Origin of the sequence: Neobacillus niacini (genome assembly GCF_030817695.1) — a bacterium.
Lineage (GTDB): Bacteria > Bacillota > Bacilli > Bacillales > Cytobacillaceae > Neobacillus > Neobacillus niacini_F.
Genome location: NZ_JAUSZQ010000002.1, coordinates 268051 through 291808 on the forward strand (window position 1 = coordinate 268051; position 23758 = coordinate 291808).

The following is a 23758-nucleotide window of genomic DNA, read 5'->3' on the forward strand; positions in this document are numbered from 1 at the left end:
TTCTACCAACGATAGTGAGCAAATGCTTTGTTTGCTTCTGCCATTTTGTGAGTATCTTCACGCTTCTTTACAGATGCACCAGTGTTGTTAGCCGCATCCATGATTTCGTTTGCTAAACGCTCTTCCATCGTCTTTTCACCGCGAAGACGCGCATAGTTTACTAACCAACGAAGACCAAGAGTTGTACGGCGATCAGGACGCACCTCAATTGGTACTTGGTAGTTTGCTCCACCTACACGGCGAGCTTTTACCTCTAGTACTGGCATGATATTCTTCATCGCTGCTTCGAAAATTTCCATTGGCTCTTTGCCAGAGCGTTCACGGATTGTTTCAAATGCAGAGTAAAGAATTTCTTGTGATTTACCTCTTTTACCGTCAACCATCATTTTGTTGATTAGACGAGTAACTAATTTTGAATTGTAAAGTGGATCTGGTAACACGTCTCTTTTTGCTACAGGACCTTTACGTGGCATTTAATTTCCTCCTTTCAAACAAGCTTTCTATTTAAACTGTTTTACTTCTTAGCTGCTTTTGGTCTCTTAGTACCATATTTAGAACGACCTTGCATACGGTTGTTAACACCAGCCGTATCAAGAGCACCACGTACGATGTGATAACGTACCCCTGGTAAGTCTTTTACACGTCCTCCACGAATAAGAACAACACTGTGTTCTTGAAGGTTGTGTCCAATACCAGGAATGTATGCAGTCACCTCAATACCGTTTGTCAAACGTACACGAGCATATTTACGTAACGCTGAGTTCGGTTTCTTTGGAGTCATTGTACCAACACGAGTACATACTCCGCGTTTTTGTGGTGATGTTACATTTGTTTGTGATTTTTTGAAGCTGTTGTAACCTTTGTTTAGCGCAGGTGATTTTGACTTTTCCTCTTTAGATTGACGAGGCTTGCGCACTAATTGGTTAATAGTTGGCATGTTACTTTTCCTCCCTTCATTATTTGTAAGCCCACACATCCAGGTGGTTCATTTTTGTGCAAAAACAAAGTCTTTGCAGATCATCTATCTACAAAAACAGTTTTTAACGGATAATCACTACAGTTGAAGCACCAACTTCTATTCCACATGTTTTCCCGAGTTTTTTCATCGAGTCAACATAGATAATTGGGATGTTCAATTCTTGAGCTAGTTTTATTACAGCTGCTGTTACGTTCGTCTCAGCGTCACTAGCAATAATCAGCTCACTTGCGGTTCCATCCTTCAGTACTTTAACTGTTTGTTTAGTTCCTATAGCAATCTTAGTTGCCTGTAATACTTTTTCATAAGACATTTATCATATCCTCCAAAGTATCAGGTGAATAGGAGCACCTTTGATATAGTACCATTTTAAAAAATAGATGTCAATACAACTTTTAACTTTTTTATAATAACATATATTCTTTAAAATGCGGTACTCGGGTTTTCACGAGTACCGCTTCATTTTTACTTTTTAATCAATTGTAACTGTTTCTTCGGAGGTTGTGTCCCTTAAGACTGGCTCTGCTTTGCGGTAGCGCTGCATACCTGTTCCTGCTGGAACTAACTTACCGATGATAACATTTTCTTTTAAGCCGAGTAATTCATCACGTTTACCTTTAATTGCAGCATCTGTAAGAACTCTTGTTGTTTCTTGGAAGGATGCAGCAGACAGGAATGAGTCTGTTTCAAGTGACGCTTTCGTAATACCAAGTAGTACCGGACGCCCAGTAGCTGGTAACTTACCTGCTAACAATGCTTTTTCGTTTGCATCTGTGAATTGGTGGATATCTAATAGTGTACCAGGAAGTACATCTGTTTCACCCGCGTCACTTACGCGAACCTTACGCATCATTTGACGAACCATTACCTCTACGTGTTTATCACCGATTTCAACACCCTGCATACGGTAAACCTTTTGAACTTCACGCAGCAAGTACTCTTGAACAGCATTTACATCTTTTACTTTGATTAACTCTTTAGGGTCAATAGAACCTTCAGTTAATTCCTGACCACGTAAAATCTGATCATTTACGGCTACTTTCAGTCGCGCTGTATATGGAGCATTATAAGTGCGTGATTCAATCTCACCTTGAACAATAATTTCATGCTGACGATCACGTCCTTCATTAATACCAACAACTACACCATCAATTTCAGAAATAACCGCTTGACCTTTAGGGTTACGAGCTTCAAAGATTTCTTGGATACGCGGTAAACCTTGAGTGATATCGTCTCCTGCTACCCCGCCTGTATGGAATGTACGCATTGTTAACTGTGTACCAGGTTCACCAATTGATTGGGCTGCAATGATACCAACTGCTTCCCCAACTTCAACTTCTTGACCTGTAGCCAAGTTACGGCCGTAACACTTCTTACATACACCATGACGGGTATTACATGTAAAGGCAGAGCGAATTTTAACCTCTTCAATCCCTGCACCAACGATTGTTTCAGCGAGGTCTTCAGTGATAAGTCCATTTTCAGGAACTAACACTTCTTTCGTTTCAGGATGTCTAATTGGGTTACGAGCATAACGGCCAATTAAACGTTCGTCCAATCCTTCGATAACCTCTGTACCATCTTTTAATGAACGGATTAACAAACCGCGGTCGGTTCCACAATCATCTTCACGGACAATTACATCCTGTGCAACGTCAACAAGACGACGTGTTAAGTATCCTGAGTCAGCTGTTTTCAATGCCGTATCTGCAAGACCTTTACGAGCACCGTGTGTAGAAATAAAGTATTCTAATACTGTCAGTCCTTCACGGAAACTTGACTTGATTGGTAATTCAATGATTCGTCCAGCCGGGTTGGCCATCAATCCACGCATACCAGCAAGCTGTGTAAAGTTTGACGCGTTACCACGGGCACCGGAATCACTCATCATGAATATTGGGTTCGTTTTATTCAAGGACTTCATTAGTTTCCCTTGAATGGTATCCTTCGCAGCACTCCAAATAGCAATAACACGATCATAACGTTCATCTTCCGTAATTAATCCACGACGGAATTGCTTCAAAACGTTATCAACTTTACCTTGAGCCTCATGAAGAATTTCTTGCTTTTCGGGTAATACCACGATATCAGACACGCCGACAGTAATACCTGCTTTTGTAGAAAATTTAAATCCTAAGTCCTTCATACGGTCTAGCATTTTAGACGTTTCAGTAATTTTGAATCGTTTAAATACTTCAGCAATGATATTTCCAAGGATTTTCTTTTTGAACGGATCCACCAATGGCATTTCTTTAATTCTAGCTGGAACATCTTCACCTTTTTCAACAAAGTACTTAGCAGGTGTTTCAACTTCTAAGTTTTGTCTAGTCGGTTCGTTGATATATGGGAATGATTTTGGAAGAATCTCATTAAAAATAAGTTTACCCACAGTGGTAATAAGCAACTTATTGTTTTGTTCTTCTGTTAAGGTTTCATTTCCTAATGAACCAGCATGGACAGCAACACGAGTGTGCAAATGTACATAGCCATTTTGATAAGCAATTAATGCCTCGTTAGTATCTTTAAAAATCATACCCTCTCCGACAGCGCCTTCTCTTTCAAGAGTTAAGTAGTAGTTACCTAGTACCATATCCTGAGAAGGTGTAACAACTGGCTTACCATCTTTAGGGTTCAAGATATTTTGAGCTGCAAGCATTAAAAGTCTAGCTTCTGCTTGTGCTTCAGACGAAAGCGGAACGTGAACAGCCATTTGGTCACCATCAAAGTCCGCATTGTATGCAGTACATACAAGAGGGTGAAGGCGAATCGCTCTTCCTTCAACAAGTGTAGGTTCAAATGCCTGAATTCCAAGTCTATGAAGTGTTGGGGCACGGTTTAATAGTACTGGGTGCTCACGAATAACATCTTCAAGTACATCCCATACTTCAGGAGATACTCTTTCAATCTTACGTTTTGCAGATTTGATGTTATGGGCTAACCCTTTTTCTACTAGTTCCTTCATGACGAATGGCTTAAATAACTCAAGAGCCATTTCTTTCGGAAGACCGCATTGGTACATTTTTAAATTCGGACCAACAACAATAACGGAACGACCAGAATAGTCAACACGTTTACCAAGCAAGTTTTGACGGAAACGACCTTGCTTCCCTTTTAACATATGAGAAAGCGACTTTAATGGACGGTTACCTGGACCTGTTACCGGACGACCGCGGCGGCCATTATCAATTAATGCGTCTACTGCTTCTTGAAGCATACGCTTTTCGTTTTGAACGATAATACTTGGAGCACCAAGATCCAACAAACGCTTTAAACGATTATTACGATTAATTACTCGTCGGTATAAATCATTTAAATCGGATGTAGCGAATCTTCCTCCATCTAACTGTACCATTGGACGAAGTTCTGGAGGAATGACAGGAAGAACATCAAGAATCATCCATGATGGCTCATTTCCAGAGTTACGGAATGCTTCCAACACTTCAAGGCGCTTAATCGCACGAGTACGACGCTGACCTTGGGCTGATTTTAACTCTTCTTTTAATGCGTCAACCTCTTTATTTAGATCAATATCAGAAAGAAGCTTTTTAATCGCTTCAGCACCCATGGCTGCTTGGAATTTATTACCGTACTTCTCACGGTAAGCACGATATTCTTTTTCTGATAATAGTTGTTTCTTATCAAGAGCTGTATCTCCTGATTCCGTTACAACATAGGAAGCAAAATAAATAATTTCCTCTAACGCCCTAGGAGACATATCTAAAACTAGTCCCATCCGGCTAGGGATACCTTTAAAATACCATATATGAGAGACAGGAGCTGCAAGCTCAATATGCCCCATACGTTCACGACGAACCTTTGCACGTGTTACTTCAACACCGCAACGGTCACATACAACGCCTTTATAGCGGACTCGTTTATATTTTCCACAATGACATTCCCAGTCCTTTGTCGGACCAAAAATTCTCTCACAGAATAAACCATCCTTTTCAGGCTTCAATGTACGATAGTTAATCGTTTCTGGTTTTTTTACTTCTCCAAAAGACCAAGAACGGATTTTATCAGGTGATGCCAAACCAATCTTCATATACTCAAAATTATTAACATCAAGCAAGGGGCCTACCTCCCTTTCTATCTAGACAATCATTAGCTGAAGCACACTTAAGTGCTTCAGCTAAGTCTTATTCCTTTGATCCAACCTTCTCAGATTCAAATGCTGGTGATTCTGGTACGATGTTTAATGTATCGACTTGCTGTAAGTCATCATCATCTTCCGTATCACGCATTTCAATCTCTTTTTCATCTCCTGATAGGATTTTTACATCCATACCAAGACTCTGAAGTTCTTTTATTAATACTTTGAATGATTCAGGAACACCTGGTTCCGGTACATTTTCACCTTTTACAATCGCTTCATACGTTTTTACACGACCAACAACGTCATCTGATTTTACTGTCAGAATTTCTTGAAGAGTATATGCTGCACCGTATGCTTCTAGGGCCCAAACCTCCATCTCACCGAAACGCTGTCCTCCAAATTGTGCTTTACCGCCAAGTGGCTGCTGTGTAACTAATGAGTATGGTCCAGTTGAACGAGCATGAAGCTTATCATCAACCATGTGAGCAAGTTTAATCATATACATGACGCCAACAGACACACGATTATCGAACGGTTCACCCGTACGTCCATCATATAATACCGTTTTTGCATCATTAGCCATTCCAGCTTCTTCAATCGTTCCCCAAACATCTTCTTCACGTGCACCGTCAAATACCGGTGAAGCTACGTGGATTCCAAGAGCTCTAGCTGCCATTCCTAAATGAAGCTCCAGCACTTGACCGATGTTCATACGTGAAGGAACACCTAAAGGATTCAACATAATATCAATTGGGGTACCATCCGGTAAATACGGCATATCCTCTTCTGGTAATATCCGAGAAATAACCCCTTTATTACCATGACGGCCCGCCATTTTATCACCTTCATGAATCTTACGCTTCTGAACAATATAGACACGAACCAGCTGATTTACACCTGGTGGCAATTCATCGCCATCTTCACGATTAAAGACTTTAACGTCAAGGACAATACCGCCTCCGCCATGCGGAACTCTTAGCGACGTATCACGAACTTCACGCGCTTTTTCTCCGAAGATCGCATGCAATAGACGTTCTTCAGCAGTAAGTTCTGTAACACCCTTAGGAGTTACCTTACCAACAAGTAAGTCACCATCTTTTACTTCAGCACCAGTACGAATAATTCCACGCTCATCCAAGTTACGAAGGGCATCTTCCCCTACATTTGGAATATCACGGGTAATCTCTTCTGGTCCAAGTTTTGTATCACGTGATTCTGACTCATATTCTTCAATATGAATAGAAGTGTAAACATCATCTTTTACAAGGCGTTCGCTCATAATGATCGCATCTTCATAGTTGTAGCCGTCCCAGTTTACGAAACCAACTAAAACGTTACGACCTAGAGCAAGTTCTCCAAGTTCCATAGAAGGACCATCCGCTAAAATCTCGCCTTTTGTTACGTGGTCACCCACAGCAACGATTGGGCGTTGATTATAGCAAGTTCCCTGATTAGAACGGATGAATTTCAACATTTTATATTTATCAAGGTCACCTTTAACTCCTTGACCATCGACTGTATTAATACGACGCACCCAAACCTCACGCGCCTCAACATGCTCAACGATTCCCTCATGCTTACAGATAACGGCTGCTCCAGAATCTTTACCAGAAACATATTCCATTCCTGTTCCAACTCTTGGTGCTTCCGGCTGCAGGAGCGGCACGGCTTGACGCTGCATGTTCGCTCCCATCAACGCACGGTTAGAGTCATCATTTTCTAAGAACGGAATACAAGCTGTCGCCGCAGAAACTACCTGTTTAGGAGATACATCCATATAGTCAATACGGTCACGTTTTACAACTGTGTTTTCACCACGGAAACGAGCAACGACATCTTCATCGATGAATGTACCATCGTCACCAAGTCGAGAGTTCGCCTGTGCTACAACATAGTTATCCTCTTCATCTGCTGTTAAATAATCGATTCGGCCTGTAACCTTTCCAGTATCAGGATCAATTCGGCGATATGGAGTTTCAATGAAACCAAAACGATTTACCTTTGCAAATGATGAGAGCGAGTTGATCAAACCAATGTTTGGTCCCTCTGGCGTTTCAATTGGACACATACGGCCATAGTGGGAATAGTGAACGTCACGTACTTCAAATCCTGCACGTTCACGTGTTAATCCACCAGGTCCTAATGCAGATAAACGACGCTTATGGGTTAATTCCGCAAGCGGGTTCGTTTGATCCATGAATTGCGATAACTGGGAGCTTCCGAAAAACTCTTTTATTGACGCAATAACTGGACGAATGTTAATTAACTGCTGTGGTGTGATCGTAGCCGTATCTTGAATCGACATTCTTTCACGAACAACACGTTCCATACGAGACAAACCAATACGGAATTGATTTTGCAGCAATTCACCTACAGAACGAAGACGTCTGTTTCCTAAATGGTCAATATCGTCTGTATCACCAACACCATGCAGTAGGTTAAAGAAATAACTGATTGATGCAATAATGTCAGCAGGAGTAATATTCTTAATTGGTTCAGCAACATATGCATTACCAAGCACATTGATTACTTTTTCACCATCGTCATTTGGAGCATAGATTTTAATTCCTTGAAGAATGATTTCTTCTTCTACTACACCACCAACAGGGTTAAAGCCCTTAAAGTTTACATCCTTTTCGAGAGCAGGAATAATGCGATCAAGGTTTCTTCGATCTAGAAGTGTTCCTTTTTCCGCAATAATCTCACCTGTCTCAGGATCAACAAGAGATTCAGCCAAACGCTGATTAAATAGACGATTCTTTATATGGAGCTTTTTATTAATTTTATAACGACCAACGTTTGCAAGGTCATACCTTTTTGGATCAAAGAATCTTGAAACCAATAAACTCTTGGCGTTATCTACAGTTGGAGGTTCACCTGGACGCAGGCGCTCATAAATTTCTAGAAGCGCTTTTTCTACTCCCTCAGTGTTGTCCTTTTCAAGAGTATTTCGGATGTACTCATTGTCTCCAATCAATTCAATGATTTCTTGATCAGAACCGAAGCCAAGTGCACGCAAAAGAACCGTAACGGGCAGTTTCCGAGTACGATCTATCCTCACATATACGACATCTTTGGCGTCTGTTTCATATTCCAGCCAAGCGCCGCGGTTCGGAATTACAGTAGCCGTAAATCCTTTTTTTCCGTTTTTATCAAGTTTTCCACTAAAGTATACGCTCGGTGAACGTACTAACTGAGAAACGATAACACGTTCTGCCCCGTTAATGACAAACGTACCCGTTTCAGTCATAAGTGGAAAATCACCCATAAAAACATCTTGATCTTTTACTTCGCCTGTTTCTTTGTTTACAAGACGTACTTTAACACGCAATGGTGCAGAATATGTAACGTCCCGCTCTTTCGATTCCGCAACAGAATACTTAGGTTCGCCAAGGCTGTAATCAATAAATTCTAGTGATAGGTTACCAGTAAAGTCTTCAATTGGTGAAATATCCTGGAACATTTCACGCAATCCCTCATCAAGAAACCATTGATATGAAGAGGTTTGGATTTCAATAAGATTTGGTAATTCTAAAACTTCACTGATTCGTGCGTAACTTCTTCGTTGGCGGTGTCGTCCATACTGAACTAGTTGACCTGTCAACTGATTCACCCCTCAAATCAAGCGTTTTTATAATACATATATTTTGGTCTTATGCAAGGTCTAAATAGACCATCCATGAGACAAAAAAAGAAAAAGGGTTTTTATTTCTAAAAAACCACATTTTCACATTTTGACTATTATTTTGTCATCTTTTCCGTCTTAAACCTTTTTTATACCAAAAAAATAAGTAATTACAGGAATAATTCGGAAATTATTATGATGGCATTTTATAATGCTAACACACTTGACAAAATCAAGTCAACTATTTTACAGCCTTAATAATAAAATAACCTTTAGACTTGTCAATAGTTTCAACTGTGGTAAATAAATCTTTTAATTTTTCAATAGCAGATGGTGCCCCTTGCTTCTTTTGAATTACAATCCAAAGCTCACCTTGAGGAACTAAATGTTCATAACTTTGCTTAAATATATCGTGTACCGTCTTTTTACCCGCTCTGATTGGAGGGTTAGTTAAGATAGCTGCAAATTTATATTCCTTAACATTTATCAAAGTATCACTTTCATAAATATCGACATTATGTACGGAATTTTGCACAGCATTCGCCTTTGCCAGCTCAATCGCCCGTTCGTTAACATCAATCATATGTACATGACGGTCCGGATAACTTTTGGCAAGCGAAAGCCCAATAGGACCATAACCACAGCCAACATCAAGAACGGGTCCTTCTACACTTGGTAATTCAAAAACTTCTATTAATAATCGGGAGCCAAAATCTACTTCCTTCTTAGAAAATACTCCGTTATCTGTTTTAAAACGAAATAGTTGATCCCTTAAGGTAAAGTCCCAATATTTTGGATCACTTTCAACCTTTTGAGTGCGAGAATAGTAATGCTCAGACAATAAGCTCACCTCCTGAGGAGTGTTGATTAATGAGGTTACCCGAGGAAAAAATGTAATATCTAGCTGCAGCGCCTAGGGGCTCGGGGTCATAAGCCAATCTGACAAGAAGGTTAAAGAACAACCTTCTCGCCAGCTCGTCTTATGCCTGTCGCCCCTGTACAAGGCGCTTTCGCTTTTACGTATCGAAAAAAAAGCCCGCTTATACAGCGAGCTTTTCTATAAGTTTATTACTTAACTTCAACGTTAGCTCCAACTTCAGCAAGTTTAGCTTTAAGTTCTTCAGCTTCTTCTTTAGATACGCCTTCTTTAACAGCTTTTGGAGTGTTGTCAACAAGATCTTTTGCTTCTTTAAGACCAAGACCTGTGATTTCACGTACAACTTTGATAACCTTGATTTTTTGGTCTCCAGCGCTAGCAAGGATTACATCAAATTCAGTTTGCTCTTCAACAGCAGCAGCACCAGCTCCGCCAACCATTGCTACAGGAGCAGCAGCAGTTACGCCGAATTCTTCTTCGATTGCTTTTACTAGGTCGTTAAGTTCTAAAACAGTCATAGATTTAACTGCTTCAATGATTTGTTCTTTAGTCATTTTAATTTTCCTCCTTAGTTTTCATTCCGTTATTTGTTAAGCGATAAGGTTTAACTTATGCGCCTTGTTCTTCTTTTTGTTCTGCAACTGCTTTTGTAGCAAGAGCAAGATTGCGGATTGGAGCTTGTAGTACGCTGAGTAGCATAGAAAGCAAGCCTTCGCGTGATGGTAGTTCTGCAAGTGCTTTAACCTCTTCAACTGTTGCTACATTACCTTCGATTACACCAGCTTTAATTTCAAGTGCATCATGCTTTTTCGCAAAGTCGTTAAGGATTTTTGCAGGTGCTACTACATCTTCTGCGCTGAACGCAATAGCGTTCGGACCAGTTAATGCTGCGTTTAACTCTGAAATTCCAGCTGCATCAGCTGCACGACGAGTCATAGAGTTTTTGTAAACTTTAAAGTCGATACCAGCTTCACGAAGTTGCTTACGAAGTTCAGTTACTTCAGCAACAGTTAGCCCACGGTAGTCAACTACGATTGTTGAAACACTCGCTTTTAACTTAGCTGTAATTTCATCAACGATTTGAACCTTTTGTTCGATTGCGCTGCTCATCTTTACACCTCCTGTAGATTCTCTACATTTATACCAGGCAAAGTAAAACCTCCACATCAAGAGTCAGACATGGAGGTGCATACAATAGCCGAAGATTTCAGCCAATTCTATCGCATTACCTCGGCAGGAAATTAAGCGTAAACGCACCTGCTGTCTTCAGTACAAATGTTTTATTTAAACAACAAAATAGATTATATAAAATGTATCTATAATTGTCAATTGGTAATAAATTACTTAACTGTAACAGATGAAGGATCAACCTTCACGCCAGGTCCCATTGTTGAAGTAACAGTTACGTTCTTCATGTATGTTCCCTTTGCAGCTGCAGGCTTAACTTTTAACATTGTTTCGAATACAGTTTTGAAGTTCTCAACAAGTTTTTCGTTTTCGAAAGATGATTTACCGATTGGAACGTGGATATTTCCAGCTTTATCAACACGGTATTCAACTTTACCTGCTTTAATTTCGTTGATTGCACGAGTTACATCAAAAGTAACTGTACCAGTTTTAGGGTTTGGCATTAAACCTTTTGGTCCTAATGTACGACCAAGTTTACCTACTTCACCCATCATGTCAGGAGTAGCTACGATTACATCAAATTCAAACCAACCTTGTTGGATTTTGTTGATGTATTCTGCATCGCCAACATAATCTGCACCAGCAGCTTCTGCTTCTTTCACCTTTTCACCCTTAGCGAATACTAATACACGCTGAGTCTTACCAGTTCCATTCGGAAGTACTACTGCACCACGAATTTGTTGGTCAGCTTTCTTAGGGTCTACGCCTAAACGGAATGCTACTTCAAGAGTTGCATCAAATTTAGCATAGTTAGTTTGCTTTGCAAGTTCAATTGCTTCAGCAACTGGGTAAGCTTTTGTGTTATCAACAAGCTTAGCAGCTTCTAAATACTTCTTACCTTTTTTAGCCATTTTTATTTCCTCCTAGATTGTGGTTTTAACGTTTAATAACTCCCACTTATTAAAGCGGAGGCGCCTTGTCCAGCCCCGACAGGCATAAGACGAGCCGGCTGGAAGGTTGTTCTTTAACCTTCTGGACGGATTGGCTTATGACCCCGAGGGGCTAGGCGCCGCAGCTAGTCACGAATAAAGGTTGCGTAAGTAACGCAACCCCCTTCATTACAAAAACAGTTTACATGGATTAGTCTTCGATAACGATACCCATGCTGCGTGCAGTACCTTCAACCATGCGCATTGCTGCTTCAACGCTTGCTGCGTTTAGGTCAGGCATTTTCTGTTCCGCAATCTCGCGTACTGTATTACGCTTAACTGTTGCTACCTTATTACGGTTAGGCTGGCCTGAACCAGACTGGATTCCAGCTGCTACTTTCAAAAGAACTGCAGCAGGAGGAGTTTTCGTAATAAATGTAAATGAACGGTCTTCAAATACCGTGATTTCAACAGGAATGATTAATCCAGCTTGATCTGCTGTACGAGCGTTAAATTCTTTACAGAATCCCATGATGTTAACACCGGCTTGACCTAATGCAGGTCCAACTGGTGGTGCAGGATTCGCTTTCCCAGCAGGGATTTGTAATTTAACAACTTTAATTACTTTTTTAGCCACGAGACACACCTCCTTAAAGTCCGTGATGTGGTAATAGGGTTTTTACCCTCCCACTCAGGTATCTGTCTTTATATAAAGATAAAGATCTTAGCAAAAGTCTTGTCTCACAAAGAGACATACTGACCTATGAAATATTACCACTTTTTTAAAGTGATTTCAAGTTTTTTTCAATTTCCAATTAATATTTCTTAAAATTATAGCTTTTCAATCTGTGTAAATTCTAGTTCTACTGGGGTGTCACGACCAAACATGTTTACAAGAACTTTAAGTTTGGACTTGTCTTTATCCATCTCTTCGACAGTTCCTGTGAAGTTCATAAATGGACCTTCTTTGACCCGAACGGTTTCACCAATTTCATAGTTTACATCAATACGTTTCTCATCCACACCCATTCGTTTTAGGATGCCGACAACTTCTTCAGGAAGAAGTGGAGTTGGTTTTGATCCGGCTCCGGCAGAACCAACAAATCCAGTAACGCCTGGTGTATTCCTTACTACGTACCATGAATCATCTGTCATAACGATTTCAACAAGGACATAGCCAGGGAATACTTTTCGTTTTACTACTTTCTTTTTACCGTTTTTAAGTTCTGTTTCTTCTTCTTCTGGTACAACAACTCTAAAAATCTTATCTGTCATACCCATTGATTCAACACGTTTTTCTAAATTTGCTTTTACTTTGTTTTCGTAACCTGAGTAAGTATGTAATACATACCAATTCTTTTCCATTCAAGAGGACTAAACGTCCATCCCTCCCCGTACACTATTATAAGAATAGACATTTTTGTTTTTAAGACAAATGAAAAAACCCGTTAAACGGGCTTTACATAAAATTTCCTGTATTATTCACCATTATACCATGAAATACCTTTTATTATTCAATAATAAGACGAATCAATTTTGAAATCCCTAAATCTAGGACACCAAAAAACAATGCGAAGAAAGCAACTGTTGAGAACACAGTAATGGTATAGCGTGTTAGCTCTTTACGCTTTGGCCAGCTAACTTTTCTCATTTCACGAAAAAGATCACTGAAGAAATTCTTTAAGCGTTGCATATCTATAACCCTCCAACTATCGGAATAACATTGCTAGTATAGACTAAACTTATTTTGTTTCTTTGTGGATTGTATGGGAGGCGCATGTTTTGCAATACTTTTTTAATTCCAATCGTTCTGATTGCAGCTGATTTGCATGGGTCGAGTAATTACGTGAACCACATTCCGCACATGCCAGAATAATCTTTTTACTCATCAATAAACACCTTCATCATCCATCTTTTATATCTTTAAAAATGTAACATGACCCCTAATCATTGTCAACAGCACGTGGGAGCGGATTCATAGAATTGTCATTGTCTTGAAAATTAAAGACTAAATTCCCTAATTTCCAAATAGCGCTCTAATTTCCTTTTTACACGTTGAAGGGCATTATCAATGGATTTTACATGTCGGTTCAGCTCTTCTGATATTTCTTGGTATGATTGTCCATCGAGATACAGTGCCAAAACCTTCCGTTCTAGGTCACTTAATAATTCGGTCATTTTTACTTCGATGTGATCAAATTCCTCTTGGTTAATAATCAATTCCTCTGGGTCAAGAACCTTTGCACCAGACAGGACGTCCATAAGAGTGCGGTCCGATTCTTCATCATAGATTGGCTTGTCCAGTGATACATAGGAATTTAGCGGTATATGCTTTTGTCTTGTTGCTGTTTTGATTGCCGTAATAATTTGTCTGGTAATACACAGCTCTGCAAACGCTTTAAAGGATGTAAGCTTGTCCTCGCGAAAATCACGAATTGCCTTATATAGCCCAATCATACCCTCTTGGACTATATCTTCCTTATCTGCTCCGATTAGGAAGTAGGATCTTGCCTTTGCACGTACAAAATTACGATATTTGTGAATTAAATAATCCAATGCCTCACTATTACCCTGGTGCACTAGATCAACAATTTCCTCGTCTTCCATTGAAAAAAATAGCTCGCTGCTTTTTTCCCCGAAGTCTGTACCCAATTAAGATCCCCCTCCACCGAACAAGCATAGATAGTATTATTATACTGTCGAAAACTTTTGAACGTCAACGCTTACTTTTCACCTCTGCGCCACTTTTCAAAAATTTCTGCCACTTCGCTGCTAATCGGTATTTTTGAGACTGGTCTTTTTTCTTGAATTTTTTTTACCTTTTTTTTCAATTCCTTTTTCTACCGAAGACATTTCTATAAGCAATTCCCGGGCAGATTTTCTTAATGCGCCTTGTCCAAAAATAGCCCATTGCTCTGTATAATCGGAAGTAGCGACATGTATTTGAGTTTTCCTGTTGTTTAAGGAAATCGCCAGCTTTTCAATTCGCTCATCCGCTGTCTCGTTTTCTTTTGTAAAAATAACCTCTACTTTATGGTTCTTATATTTTTTCTCCGTCCCTTGGACATAATAGGCATCAAATACAACAATGACTCGATAGCCTGAAAATGCCTGGTATTCTGCCATCCGTTCCACTAAACGGTCTCGGGCTGCAGGCAAATCATGGTCCCTTAATGCCCTTAGCTCCGGCCATGCCCCGATTATGTTATAACCATCGACAAGCAAAATATCCATTTCTATCCCTCTAGAGGGTGCCGCCTGCGGTATACCTCATACATTAGTAACGCTGCTGCAACAGACGCATTTAATGATGTCACCTTTCCAGCCATCGGCAGGTTGATAAGGAAATCACATTTATCCCTAACAAGACGACCCATTCCTTTTCCTTCGCTTCCAATGACAAGACCAAGTGGCAGCGTGCCATCAAATTCGCGATAATCCTGCTTTCCACTTGCGTCCGTACCAGCTATCCAAATACCGCGCTCCTTTAATTCGTCTATGGTTCTAGCCATATTGGTTACGCGGACCACTGGAATGTGTTCGATTGCACCTGTTGAAGCCTTTGCAACGGTTGCCGTTAACCCAACAGCTCTTCTTTTTGGAATAATAATTCCGTGGGCTCCCACTGCGTCAGCCGTTCTCATGATGGAACCCAAATTATGCGGGTCTTCAATCTCGTCTAATAACAAAAAGAAAGGAGGTTCGTTTTTCTTTTCTGCGGCTGCAAATAGGTCGTCCATTTCTGCGTATTGGTAAGCAGCTACATAGGCAAGAACTCCTTGATGATTTTCATCAGATATCTGGTCAATTTTTTTCTTCGGGACAAATTGAACAATCACATTAGCCTCTTTGGCTAATTGAATTAATGGCTGCATTTGACCACGCTGTGAGGACTCTGCAATCAGAATTTTATTGATATCCCTTTCGGCTCTAAGCGCCTCCATTACAGGATTTTTCCCAATGATATAATCCTTATTTTCGTTCATTCGCTTGTTCCTCCTTTCTTTTCCTCAACAAACTCAAAGGACTTTACAATAAGTTCCTCTAATCGTTCTGTTTTATCTGTTAAATATAAAAACCCCATTAAGGCTTCAAATGCGGTGCTATAATGATAGGTTTGGACATCTGTGTTTTTAGGTACAGTTCCTGATTTAGCATTTCTCCCCCGCTTGACTACCGCCAGCTCTTCCTCTGTCAGGAGGTTTTCGTCCATCATCCGAAATAGTACCTGGCATTGCGCCTTTGCGGATACATATGTTGTTCCCTCACGGTGAAGATGATTCGGCTTTACCTTCCCGCTTTGCAGGAGGTGACGTCTGACATATGTCTCATAGACAGCGTCACCCATATATGCTAAGGCAAGACTATTCAATTGATTGGCATTTATTTTTTCTTGGTAATCAATCATGAATTAGCCTCTTTTCCATCTCGTACCCTGTGGTGTATCTTCTAAAATAATATTCATTTCCTTTAATTGATCCCTAATTCGATCAGATAGCTGGAAATTACGGTCTTTTCGTGCCTGAATTCTTTTTTCAATTAACGCGTCTATTTCTTCATCTAGCATTTCTGTTGTTTCAAGTGACAGTCCTAAGACATTGAATAACTTGTTAAATTGTGTGGTAAATTTATCAATTACTTCTACAGCTGTGTTTTTTTCTAGTAGATAGTAATTTGCCAGCTTAGATAAATCAAATAATACGGAAATTGCTTTTGCTGTGTTGAAATCATCGTCCATCGCTTTGATAAACTCATCTTGTAATGCCTCTATCTTTTCTAGCCATTCCTGATTATTGTCTGTTAAATTTGTACTTGATTCCTTGCGGTGCTGTAGATTCTGATAAGAGGTTGTTAGGCGTTCAAAGGCGGCCTTTGTGCTTTCTAACAACTCTTCACTGTAATTAATCGGATTCCGGTAATGAACAGATAGCATAAAAAATCGCAAAACCTGCGGGTTATGTTTTTTGATAATGTCATGTACGAGAACAAAGTTGCCGAGCGATTTAGACATTTTTTCATTATCAATATTAATATATCCATTATGCATCCAATAACGGGCAAAAGTTTTTCCGGTAAGTGCCTCTGATTGGGCTATTTCATTTTCATGGTGAGGGAACGTTAAATCTTGACCGCCCGCATGAATATCGATTGTTTCCCCCAGGTATTTCTTTGCCATTGCCGAGCATTCAATATGCCAGCCTGGGCGTCCAATACCCCAAGGACTTTCCCAGAAGATTTCTCCCTCTTTTGCCGCTTTCCATAAGGCAAAGTCCATATCATCTTGTTTCTTTTCACCGACTTCTATTCGGGCACCAACTTGAAGGTCATCAATTGATTGATGTGAGAGTTTGCCGTAGTCATCAAACTTCCTTGTCCTGAAATAAACATCCCCTTCTGATTCATAGGCAAAACCCTTTTTAATGAGTTGGTCAATAAATTCAATGATAATATCCATATTTTCCATCACTCGTGGATGAATATCCGCCTTTTTGCAGCCTAATGCCGTTACATCTTCAAAATAGGCTTCAATAAAACGGTCTGCGATGGCTGGAACATCTTCTCCAAGTTGATTAGCAGCACGGATTAATTTATCATCTACATCTGTAAAGTTTGATACATATTGTATGTCATAGCCCCGGTATTCAAAATAGCGGCGAACGGTGTCAAATACAATCGCCGGACGAGCATTACCGATATGAATATAATTATAGACAGTCGGACCGCAAACATACATTTTTACTTTTCCTTCTTCGAGCGGGACAAATACTTCTTTCTTACGGGTTAGCGTATTATACAGTTGTATGGTCATTCACTTTATTACCTTTCTTTCTTCAATTCGATCAATTCATGTCTCAATTCAGTTAGTTCAGTTTGCAAATCTTTAAGCCGATCGGCAATAGGGTCAGGAAGATCACAATGGTCTAAATCCTTGCCAATTCGCTTGCCGTCTTGTATTACTACCCGTCCTGGAACCCCAACTACTGTTGAATTTGGCGGCACTTCTTTTAAAACTACTGATCCAGCACCAATCTTAGAATTTTCGCCAATGATAATAGAACCCAGCACCTTTGCACCTGTTGCGATTAACGCATTATCCTTAATGGTTGGATGACGTTTCCCTTTCTCTTTGCCAGTTCCCCCAAGTGTCACGCCCTGAAATATCGTTACATTATCACCAATTTCACAGGTCTCTCCAATGACAACCCCCATACCGTGATCAATAAATAATCTCCTGCCTATTTTTGCACCTGGATGGATTTCAATACCTGTGAAAAAACGACTAATTTGAGAAATGACCCGTGCAAGAAAATAAAACTTCCTCTTAAAAAAAGCATGTGCAATTCGGTGTGCCCAAATTGCATGTAAGCCCGAATAGGTTAGGATAACTTCAAGGTAACTTCTTGCTGCAGGATCTTGTTCAAAAACAACCGCAATATCCTCCTTCATCCTTTTGAACATTTCTCATTTCCCCCTTAAATGTAATGAAGCTTCATGTGTAAAATAATCCCCATGTTTTCTGATAAAATAAAAAACGCCCCTGTCATAACGACAGAGACGCGTTCGCGTGGTTCCACTCTGATTAGATCAATAAGCTTACAGATATAAAGCTTAGGTTGATCTCACTCTACCTGTTAACGGAAAGGTTCCGCCCAAATCTACACAGATTTTCATCTTTTCAAAATGGGACTCAGAGGTGCATTTTCAAATATGAGGGGCTTAGACCACTTTCAGCCGGTGATGGTCTTCTCTTTAAAGCGTCATACTCTACTTTTCCTCATCTACACTTTTTCATATAGAAGTTTATTTCTTTTACTATATTACATTTTTGCTCGGATGTTAACCAATAATTTTTTGAATTCTATTTAAAACTTTCTCTTTTCCTAAAAGCTCAATTGCCTGAGGTAAATCTGGACCATGGGTTTGACCTGAAACAGCGGCCCGAATTGGCATAAACAGGTTTTTCCCTTTTTGACCGGTTGATTTTTGAACGGCCTTCATCGCTGCCTTAATTTCGTCAGCCTTAAAGTTTTCCAGCTTCTCAAGCTCCTCAGCAAATGCCTTCAGTACTTGAGGAACTGTCTCCCCTGATAATACTTCCTTGGCATCCTCTTCGTAATCAGCTTCATCTTTAAAGAACATATCAGATAATTCAACAATCTCTGCACCATAGCTCATTTTTTCCTGTAAAAGTGCGACTAAACTTTTTACCCATCGCTGCTCATCTTCAGTCAAGTTCTCACCTAACCTTCCAGCTTTAACTAAATGCGGCATGGATACTTCGAGAACGCGATCAACCTCAATTTTTTTCATATATTGGTTGTTCATCCAAGTAAGTTTATTGGTATCAAATAAAGCTGGTGACTTCGATAAGCGATTTGCATCGAAAATTTCAATAAATTCTTCTTTAGAGTAAAGTTCTTCTTCACCTGCTGGTGACCAGCCTAGTAACGTAATAAAGTTAAACAATGCCTCAGGCAGATAGCCTAATTCTTCATATTGTTCGATAAATTGAATAATTGATTCATCACGTTTGCTTAATTTCTTTCTGCTTTCGTTCACGATAAGTGTCATATGACCAAAAATCGGCGGCTCCCAGCCTAATGCTTCATAAACCATTAGCTGCTTTGGAGTATTAGATATATGATCATCACCGCGAAGCACATGCGAAATTTTCATTAAATAATCATCAACGGTTACAGCGAAATTATACGTTGGTGTTCCATCCTTTTTGATAATGACCCAATCTCCCATTCCCTCAGATTCAAAGGAAACAGTTCCTTTTACCATGTCATCAAAGGTGTAGGTTTTTCCTGCCGGTACCATGATTCGAATGCTTGGCTCGCGTCCTTCACTTTCTAATTTTGCACGTTCATCAGCTGTTAGATGACGGCACTTTCCAGAATAATGAGGAGTTTCTCCTCGCTCTGTCTGTTCTTCCCGCTCTGCTTCTATTTCTGCCTCTGTACAATAACATTTATAAGCGTGCCCATTCTCAAGTAATTGATTGTAGTAAATTTTATAAATATCATTTCTTTCCGACTGACGGTATGGTCCATATTCGCCGCCGACATCCACACTTTCGTCCCAATCCATACCCAGCCATTTAAGGTATTTTAACTGACTTTCTTCTCCGCCAGCAATATTTCGCTTTTTATCTGTATCCTCAATACGGATAATAAATTTGCCTTGCTTGCTGCGCGCAAACAAATAATTAAATAATGCTGTACGGGCATTTCCAATATGTAAATGTCCAGTTGGACTTGGAGCATACCTTACACGAACTTCATTTGACATTACTATGCCTCCTATTAGAAAAGCGGAAGCGCCTTGCCCATGGAAAAATGTAGTTCAATTTTTCGTAGGGGCGTGAATCTAGACGAGCCGGCTAGAAGGTTGTTCTTTAACCTTCTTGACGGATTGGCTTAGACCTGAGAGCCCCTAGGCTGCTTGCGCTAGACAATTCTCTAAGTTTAAAATTATATCTGATTTATTTTACCATTGTGGATTTCTGCAATAAAGACTATATGTTAACCTTTTTTAACAAAACGACAGCTTGTGAGGCAATTCCTTCGCCGCGGCCTGTAAATCCTAACTTCTCTGTCGTTGTTGCCTTTACATTGATTTGTTCTGGAGAAGCATTAAGTAATTCAGCAATTCTCTCCTTCATCGGCTGTATATAAGGTGCCATTTTTGGCTTTTGGGCAATAATCGTACAATCTGCATTAACAAGTTCATACCCTCTATCTTTTACAAGCTGCCATACATGCTCCATAAGCTTTGCAGAATCTGCATCCTTAAAGTTTGGATCGGTATCCGGAAAATGCCTGCCTATATCCCCTTCACCAATCGCCCCAAGACAAGCATCCGAAATGGTATGTAATAATACATCTGCATCTGAATGGCCTAGCAGTCCTTTTTCATAGGGGATGGTAATGCCGCCAATGATAAGCGGCCGGTCCTCGGTTAATTGGTGCACATCAAAGCCTTGTCCAATACGAAACATTTTTAAAAACTCCCTTGTCTTTTCGTTACTATCGCTTCTGCAAAAAATAAATCTTCCTTGGTGGTAAGCTTGATATTGTCATAATCTCCTTCCACCATTGTGACTGGATGAGAAATTCGTTCTACCAAACTGGAATCATCGGTACCAATAAAGTTTTCCTTCTCGGCCTGTTCATAGGCCTTAAAAAGAACAGAAAAACGAAAAGCTTGTGGGGTTTGAACAGCCCACAAGCTGGATCTTTCGACAGTTGCCATTACCATATCATCACGTACTGTTTTCATGGTATCTTTTGCTGGCACTCCAATGATTGCTGCACCTGTTTCTTGTGCTGTAACTAGTAATCGGTGAATATGTTCCTTAAGAATAAAAGGACGAGCGGCATCATGAACAAGAATAATTCCATCGTTCTTCACAGTTTTCAATGCGTTATAAATGCTATCCTGACGTTCTTTTCCACCTGGAACTAAATCTAGCACCTTCTTCACCTTATACTTATTTAATAAGGATTTAAATTCCGCAGTATCTAGCGGGTTAACCGCTAAAATAATTCCGTTACATAATTCATCTTCATCGAAGACCTTTAAGGTATGGATTAATACAGGTATATTATTTAGTTCTAACAAAAGCTTGTTTTTCCCTGCCCCCATCCTCTTCCCTTGACCAGCGGCCGGAATAATGACTTGATAAGCCATAATAAAACTCCATTCTATTCTATCTGTCTAATGTATGTCTAGCTACAGCGCCTAGGGGCTTCCGCTTTTCTGGCTATAAAGCCTTTTCCAATAATTTTGGTTTTGCAAAAATCATTCTTCCAGCTGAGGTTTGAAGAACGCTCGTTACAAGAACATCTATTCTTTTTCCGATATATTCTCTTCCCTCTTCAACGACAATCATCGTTCCATCATCAAGATAGGCGACACCTTGGTGATACTCTTTACCATCCTTGATTACCTGTACAGATAACTCTTCCCCAGGCAGTACCACTGGCTTTACGGCATTAGCTAAATCATTAATATTTAATACAGAAACATTCTGTAATTCACATACTTTATTGAGATTAAAATCATTCGTAACAAGCATACCATTTGTAATCTTTGCTAGCTTCACAAGCTTGCTGTCCACTTCTTGAATTTCGTCAAAATCGCCTTCATAAATTTCTACTTTTATTGCTAGTTCTTTTTGAATTCGATTTAGTATATCCAAGCCTCGTCTCCCACGGTTTCGCTTCAACACATCAGATGAATCAGCAATATGCTGTAGTTCCTCTAGTACAAAGCGTGGAATGACAATGGTTCCTTCTAGAAATCCTGTTTGACAAATATCAGCGACACGGCCGTCTATAATTACACTTGTATCTAGGATCTTTAATGATTGTCCCTCTGATTTCTCAGCGTCCTCTTCTCCGGATTTCTTCTTTCCACGGCTTCCAAAAAGATTTAACAGCTCATCTCTTTTCTTAAATCCAACCTGAAAGCCAAGGTATCCAAATAGTAATGTCAGCAAAATAGGAGCCACAGCATTAAGAATAGGTACTTGAACTGCATTTAGAGCAAAGCCGATTAAAAAGGCCACTAATAAGCCAAAGATTAATCCTAAACTGCCAAAAATCACGTCTGTTACCGGGATTTTCACCAGTGAGTCTTCCGCCCATTTAATAAACTCTAGTACATAATCTACTGCCCAAAAAGTAATAAGATAAAAAATAATTGCACCTATAATAGCCGCTGCATATGAGTTACTGATTATTGGAATGTCGTCAAAATTTATTACTTTTAGCAATTGTGGGATTAACAATATTCCAAGCGTACCTCCGGTTATTAGAAAGCATGCTTGAACAATACGTTTTAACATTCCTTCACCTCCTCTACTCATTATAAACATATTCCCAAAATTGAAACCTTCGTTTAATGATTATTTTAGTCAAAGTGTGAATTTTAAAACATGAAAGTTAACTTTATATAGTAAAATATATTTTTCACTTCATAGGGTAGCACTGGAAAAATACTCTGTCAAACAAACGTAAATCTCTTACTTTTTCTTAAAAGAGATCTATAAATGTCGCTCTGTATATAATCTCTCTTTAATTATTCTTAAGCCTTCCTTGATTTTTTTTGCACGGATTTCACCAATTCCTTCAACATCATCTAGTTCTTCAACAGAGGCTGATATGATGTTTGAAAACTCACCAAAGCTAGTAATAATGTTTTCAATGATTACAATTGGAAGACGGGGAATTTTATTTAGAATCCGATATCCCCGAGGATGTTTGCTTTCATCAAGAGGAGTATATCCTTGATACCCCATTAGTTTCAGGATTGCGATATCATCTAATGTTCCATTACTCGTTAACACCTGCATTCGCTTGAGGACATCCACCGCCTTGATCTCTCTGTCAATGGCATAGTCCTTAATAATCAGCGCAGTCTCTTCTTCTAAATCTGTCAGTATTTCATTCATTTGCAAGCGAATAAGCCTGCCTTCTGTTCCCAATTCGTTTAAGTACGTAATGAGTTCATTTTTAATTTTTAGCACCATTTCAAATCGGTGGAGAACGAGTAAGAAATCGTTATATGTAACAGATTCTTCAAACTCTAAAATACTTAAACTGGCAATACTCCGCTCAAGGACAGATTTATACTTTTCTAACATTTGAATCGCCTGATTCGCCTTCGTTAAGATCACAGAAATATCTTTAAGGGCATAACGAAAGTTTCCTTGATATAAGGTTATTACATTTCTTCTTTGAGATATAGCAATGACAAGGGCCTTTGTCTGCCTCGCCACTCGTTCAGCTGTACGGTGGCGCATACCGGTTTCTGATGCCGATATATCAGAATCAGGAACAAGCTGGGCATTCGCAATAAGAATGGTATTCCCTAATTCATTTAGGATAATGGCACCATCCATTTTTGCTAATTCATAAAGGTAACTTGGCGAAAAGGGACAATTAATTTGGAATCCGCCATCCACGATACTTTTAACTTTATCATTGTAACCAACAACAATAAGCCCCCCGGTATTTGCTCTTAATACATTATCAATTCCTTCACGAATAGGTGTACCTGGGGCAATAAACTGTAATACTTCACTTACAGTTTGTTCACCCAGCTTTTTATTTTCCAT

At 39.6% G+C, this 23758-nt stretch carries 23 protein-coding genes, 1 pseudogene and 2 other annotated features; all 24 genes and pseudogenes read right to left on the minus strand.

Going from position 1 to position 23758, the window contains the following annotated elements; translation table 11 throughout:
• Positions 1-2 precede the first annotated feature (2 nt).
• The 24 genes and pseudogenes from rpsG to disA all read right to left on the minus strand — a co-directional run bounded on the left by rpsG (position 3) and on the right by disA (position 23758).
• Positions 3-473: a 30S ribosomal protein S7 gene (gene rpsG / locus QFZ28_RS01590; protein ID WP_289341759.1), complete on the minus strand. Its 471-nt coding sequence runs from the start codon at positions 471-473 to the stop codon at positions 3-5.
• Positions 474-514: 41 nt separating this feature from the next.
• Entirely contained in the window at positions 515-937 is a 423-nt protein-coding gene (gene rpsL / locus QFZ28_RS01595) for a 30S ribosomal protein S12 (protein ID WP_034676061.1), read from the minus strand.
• A 103-nt stretch (positions 938-1040) separates the two neighbouring features.
• Complete coding sequence (locus tag QFZ28_RS01600) at positions 1041-1289, minus strand: 50S ribosomal protein L7ae-like protein (protein WP_307193062.1); 249 nt, start codon at positions 1287-1289, stop codon at positions 1041-1043.
• A 159-nt stretch (positions 1290-1448) separates the two neighbouring features.
• On the minus strand, positions 1449-5048 hold the full coding sequence (rpoC, locus tag QFZ28_RS01605) for a DNA-directed RNA polymerase subunit beta' (RefSeq protein ID WP_307193063.1): 3600 nt from the start codon (positions 5046-5048) through the stop codon (positions 1449-1451).
• A 67-nt stretch (positions 5049-5115) separates the two neighbouring features.
• On the minus strand, positions 5116-8676 hold the full coding sequence (gene rpoB, locus QFZ28_RS01610) for a DNA-directed RNA polymerase subunit beta (protein ID WP_307193064.1): 3561 nt from the start codon (positions 8674-8676) through the stop codon (positions 5116-5118).
• A 262-nt stretch (positions 8677-8938) separates the two neighbouring features.
• On the minus strand, positions 8939-9538 hold the full coding sequence (locus tag QFZ28_RS01615; protein ID WP_307193065.1) for a class I SAM-dependent methyltransferase: 600 nt from the start codon (positions 9536-9538) through the stop codon (positions 8939-8941).
• A gap of 227 nt (positions 9539-9765) precedes the next feature.
• Positions 9766-10128, minus strand: coding sequence for a 50S ribosomal protein L7/L12 (rplL, locus tag QFZ28_RS01620; protein ID WP_179603631.1), 363 nt, complete (start codon positions 10126-10128; stop codon positions 9766-9768).
• Positions 10129-10183: 55 nt separating this feature from the next.
• Entirely contained in the window at positions 10184-10684 is a 501-nt protein-coding gene (gene rplJ / locus QFZ28_RS01625; RefSeq protein ID WP_307193066.1) for a 50S ribosomal protein L10, read from the minus strand.
• Positions 10685-10717: 33 nt separating this feature from the next.
• Positions 10718-10862, minus strand: a sequence feature (ribosomal protein L10 leader region).
• Positions 10863-10914: 52 nt separating this feature from the next.
• A complete protein-coding gene (gene rplA, locus QFZ28_RS01630; RefSeq protein ID WP_307193067.1) occupies positions 10915-11613 on the minus strand; it encodes a 50S ribosomal protein L1 in 699 nt (232 codons plus the stop codon).
• A gap of 229 nt (positions 11614-11842) precedes the next feature.
• Positions 11843-12268, minus strand: coding sequence for a 50S ribosomal protein L11 (rplK, locus tag QFZ28_RS01635; RefSeq protein ID WP_192654866.1), 426 nt, complete (start codon positions 12266-12268; stop codon positions 11843-11845).
• 194 nt (positions 12269-12462) lie between these two features.
• The gene (gene nusG / locus QFZ28_RS01640; protein WP_307193068.1) at positions 12463-12996 is read right to left on the minus strand and encodes a transcription termination/antitermination protein NusG; all 534 of its coding nucleotides are present in this window, start codon (positions 12994-12996) and stop codon (positions 12463-12465) included.
• A 145-nt stretch (positions 12997-13141) separates the two neighbouring features.
• Positions 13142-13324, minus strand: a complete 183-nt coding sequence (secE, locus tag QFZ28_RS01645) for a preprotein translocase subunit SecE (RefSeq protein ID WP_307193069.1) — start codon at positions 13322-13324, stop codon at positions 13142-13144.
• Between the two features lie 49 nt (positions 13325-13373).
• Positions 13374-13520: a 50S ribosomal protein L33 gene (gene rpmG, locus QFZ28_RS01650; protein ID WP_179603667.1), complete on the minus strand. Its 147-nt coding sequence runs from the start codon at positions 13518-13520 to the stop codon at positions 13374-13376.
• 112 nt (positions 13521-13632) lie between these two features.
• Entirely contained in the window at positions 13633-14238 is a 606-nt protein-coding gene (sigH, locus tag QFZ28_RS01655) for an RNA polymerase sporulation sigma factor SigH (protein ID WP_052106397.1), read from the minus strand.
• A 116-nt stretch (positions 14239-14354) separates the two neighbouring features.
• Positions 14355-14865, minus strand: a pseudogene (locus QFZ28_RS01660) (NYN domain-containing protein).
• A 2-nt stretch (positions 14866-14867) separates the two neighbouring features.
• Positions 14868-15617: a 23S rRNA (guanosine(2251)-2'-O)-methyltransferase RlmB gene (rlmB, locus tag QFZ28_RS01665; protein WP_307193071.1), complete on the minus strand. Its 750-nt coding sequence runs from the start codon at positions 15615-15617 to the stop codon at positions 14868-14870.
• Complete coding sequence (locus QFZ28_RS01670) at positions 15614-16039, minus strand: Mini-ribonuclease 3 (RefSeq protein ID WP_307193072.1); 426 nt, start codon at positions 16037-16039, stop codon at positions 15614-15616. Before QFZ28_RS01670 ends, rlmB begins: the two co-directional genes overlap by 4 nt.
• A 3-nt stretch (positions 16040-16042) precedes the next feature.
• Complete coding sequence (cysS, locus tag QFZ28_RS01675) at positions 16043-17440, minus strand: cysteine--tRNA ligase (RefSeq protein WP_307193073.1); 1398 nt, start codon at positions 17438-17440, stop codon at positions 16043-16045.
• Between the two features lie 8 nt (positions 17441-17448).
• On the minus strand, positions 17449-18090 hold the full coding sequence (gene cysE, locus QFZ28_RS01680; RefSeq protein ID WP_307193074.1) for a serine O-acetyltransferase: 642 nt from the start codon (positions 18088-18090) through the stop codon (positions 17449-17451).
• Positions 18091-18179: 89 nt separating this feature from the next.
• Positions 18180-18422, minus strand: a binding site (T-box leader).
• A gap of 46 nt (positions 18423-18468) precedes the next feature.
• Positions 18469-19926 carry a glutamate--tRNA ligase gene (gene gltX, locus QFZ28_RS01685; RefSeq protein WP_307193075.1) on the minus strand — a complete coding sequence of 486 codons (1458 nt, stop codon included), beginning with the start codon at positions 19924-19926 and terminating at the stop codon, positions 18469-18471.
• 226 nt (positions 19927-20152) lie between these two features.
• Positions 20153-20635: a 2-C-methyl-D-erythritol 2,4-cyclodiphosphate synthase gene (ispF, locus tag QFZ28_RS01690; protein ID WP_307193076.1), complete on the minus strand. Its 483-nt coding sequence runs from the start codon at positions 20633-20635 to the stop codon at positions 20153-20155.
• A gap of 2 nt (positions 20636-20637) precedes the next feature.
• On the minus strand, positions 20638-21327 hold the full coding sequence (gene ispD / locus QFZ28_RS01695) for a 2-C-methyl-D-erythritol 4-phosphate cytidylyltransferase (RefSeq protein WP_307193077.1): 690 nt from the start codon (positions 21325-21327) through the stop codon (positions 20638-20640).
• Positions 21328-21400: 73 nt separating this feature from the next.
• Complete coding sequence (locus QFZ28_RS01700; RefSeq protein WP_307193078.1) at positions 21401-22486, minus strand: PIN/TRAM domain-containing protein; 1086 nt, start codon at positions 22484-22486, stop codon at positions 21401-21403.
• Positions 22487-22684: 198 nt separating this feature from the next.
• Positions 22685-23758, minus strand: coding sequence for a DNA integrity scanning diadenylate cyclase DisA (disA, locus tag QFZ28_RS01705; protein ID WP_307193079.1), 1074 nt, complete (start codon positions 23756-23758; stop codon positions 22685-22687).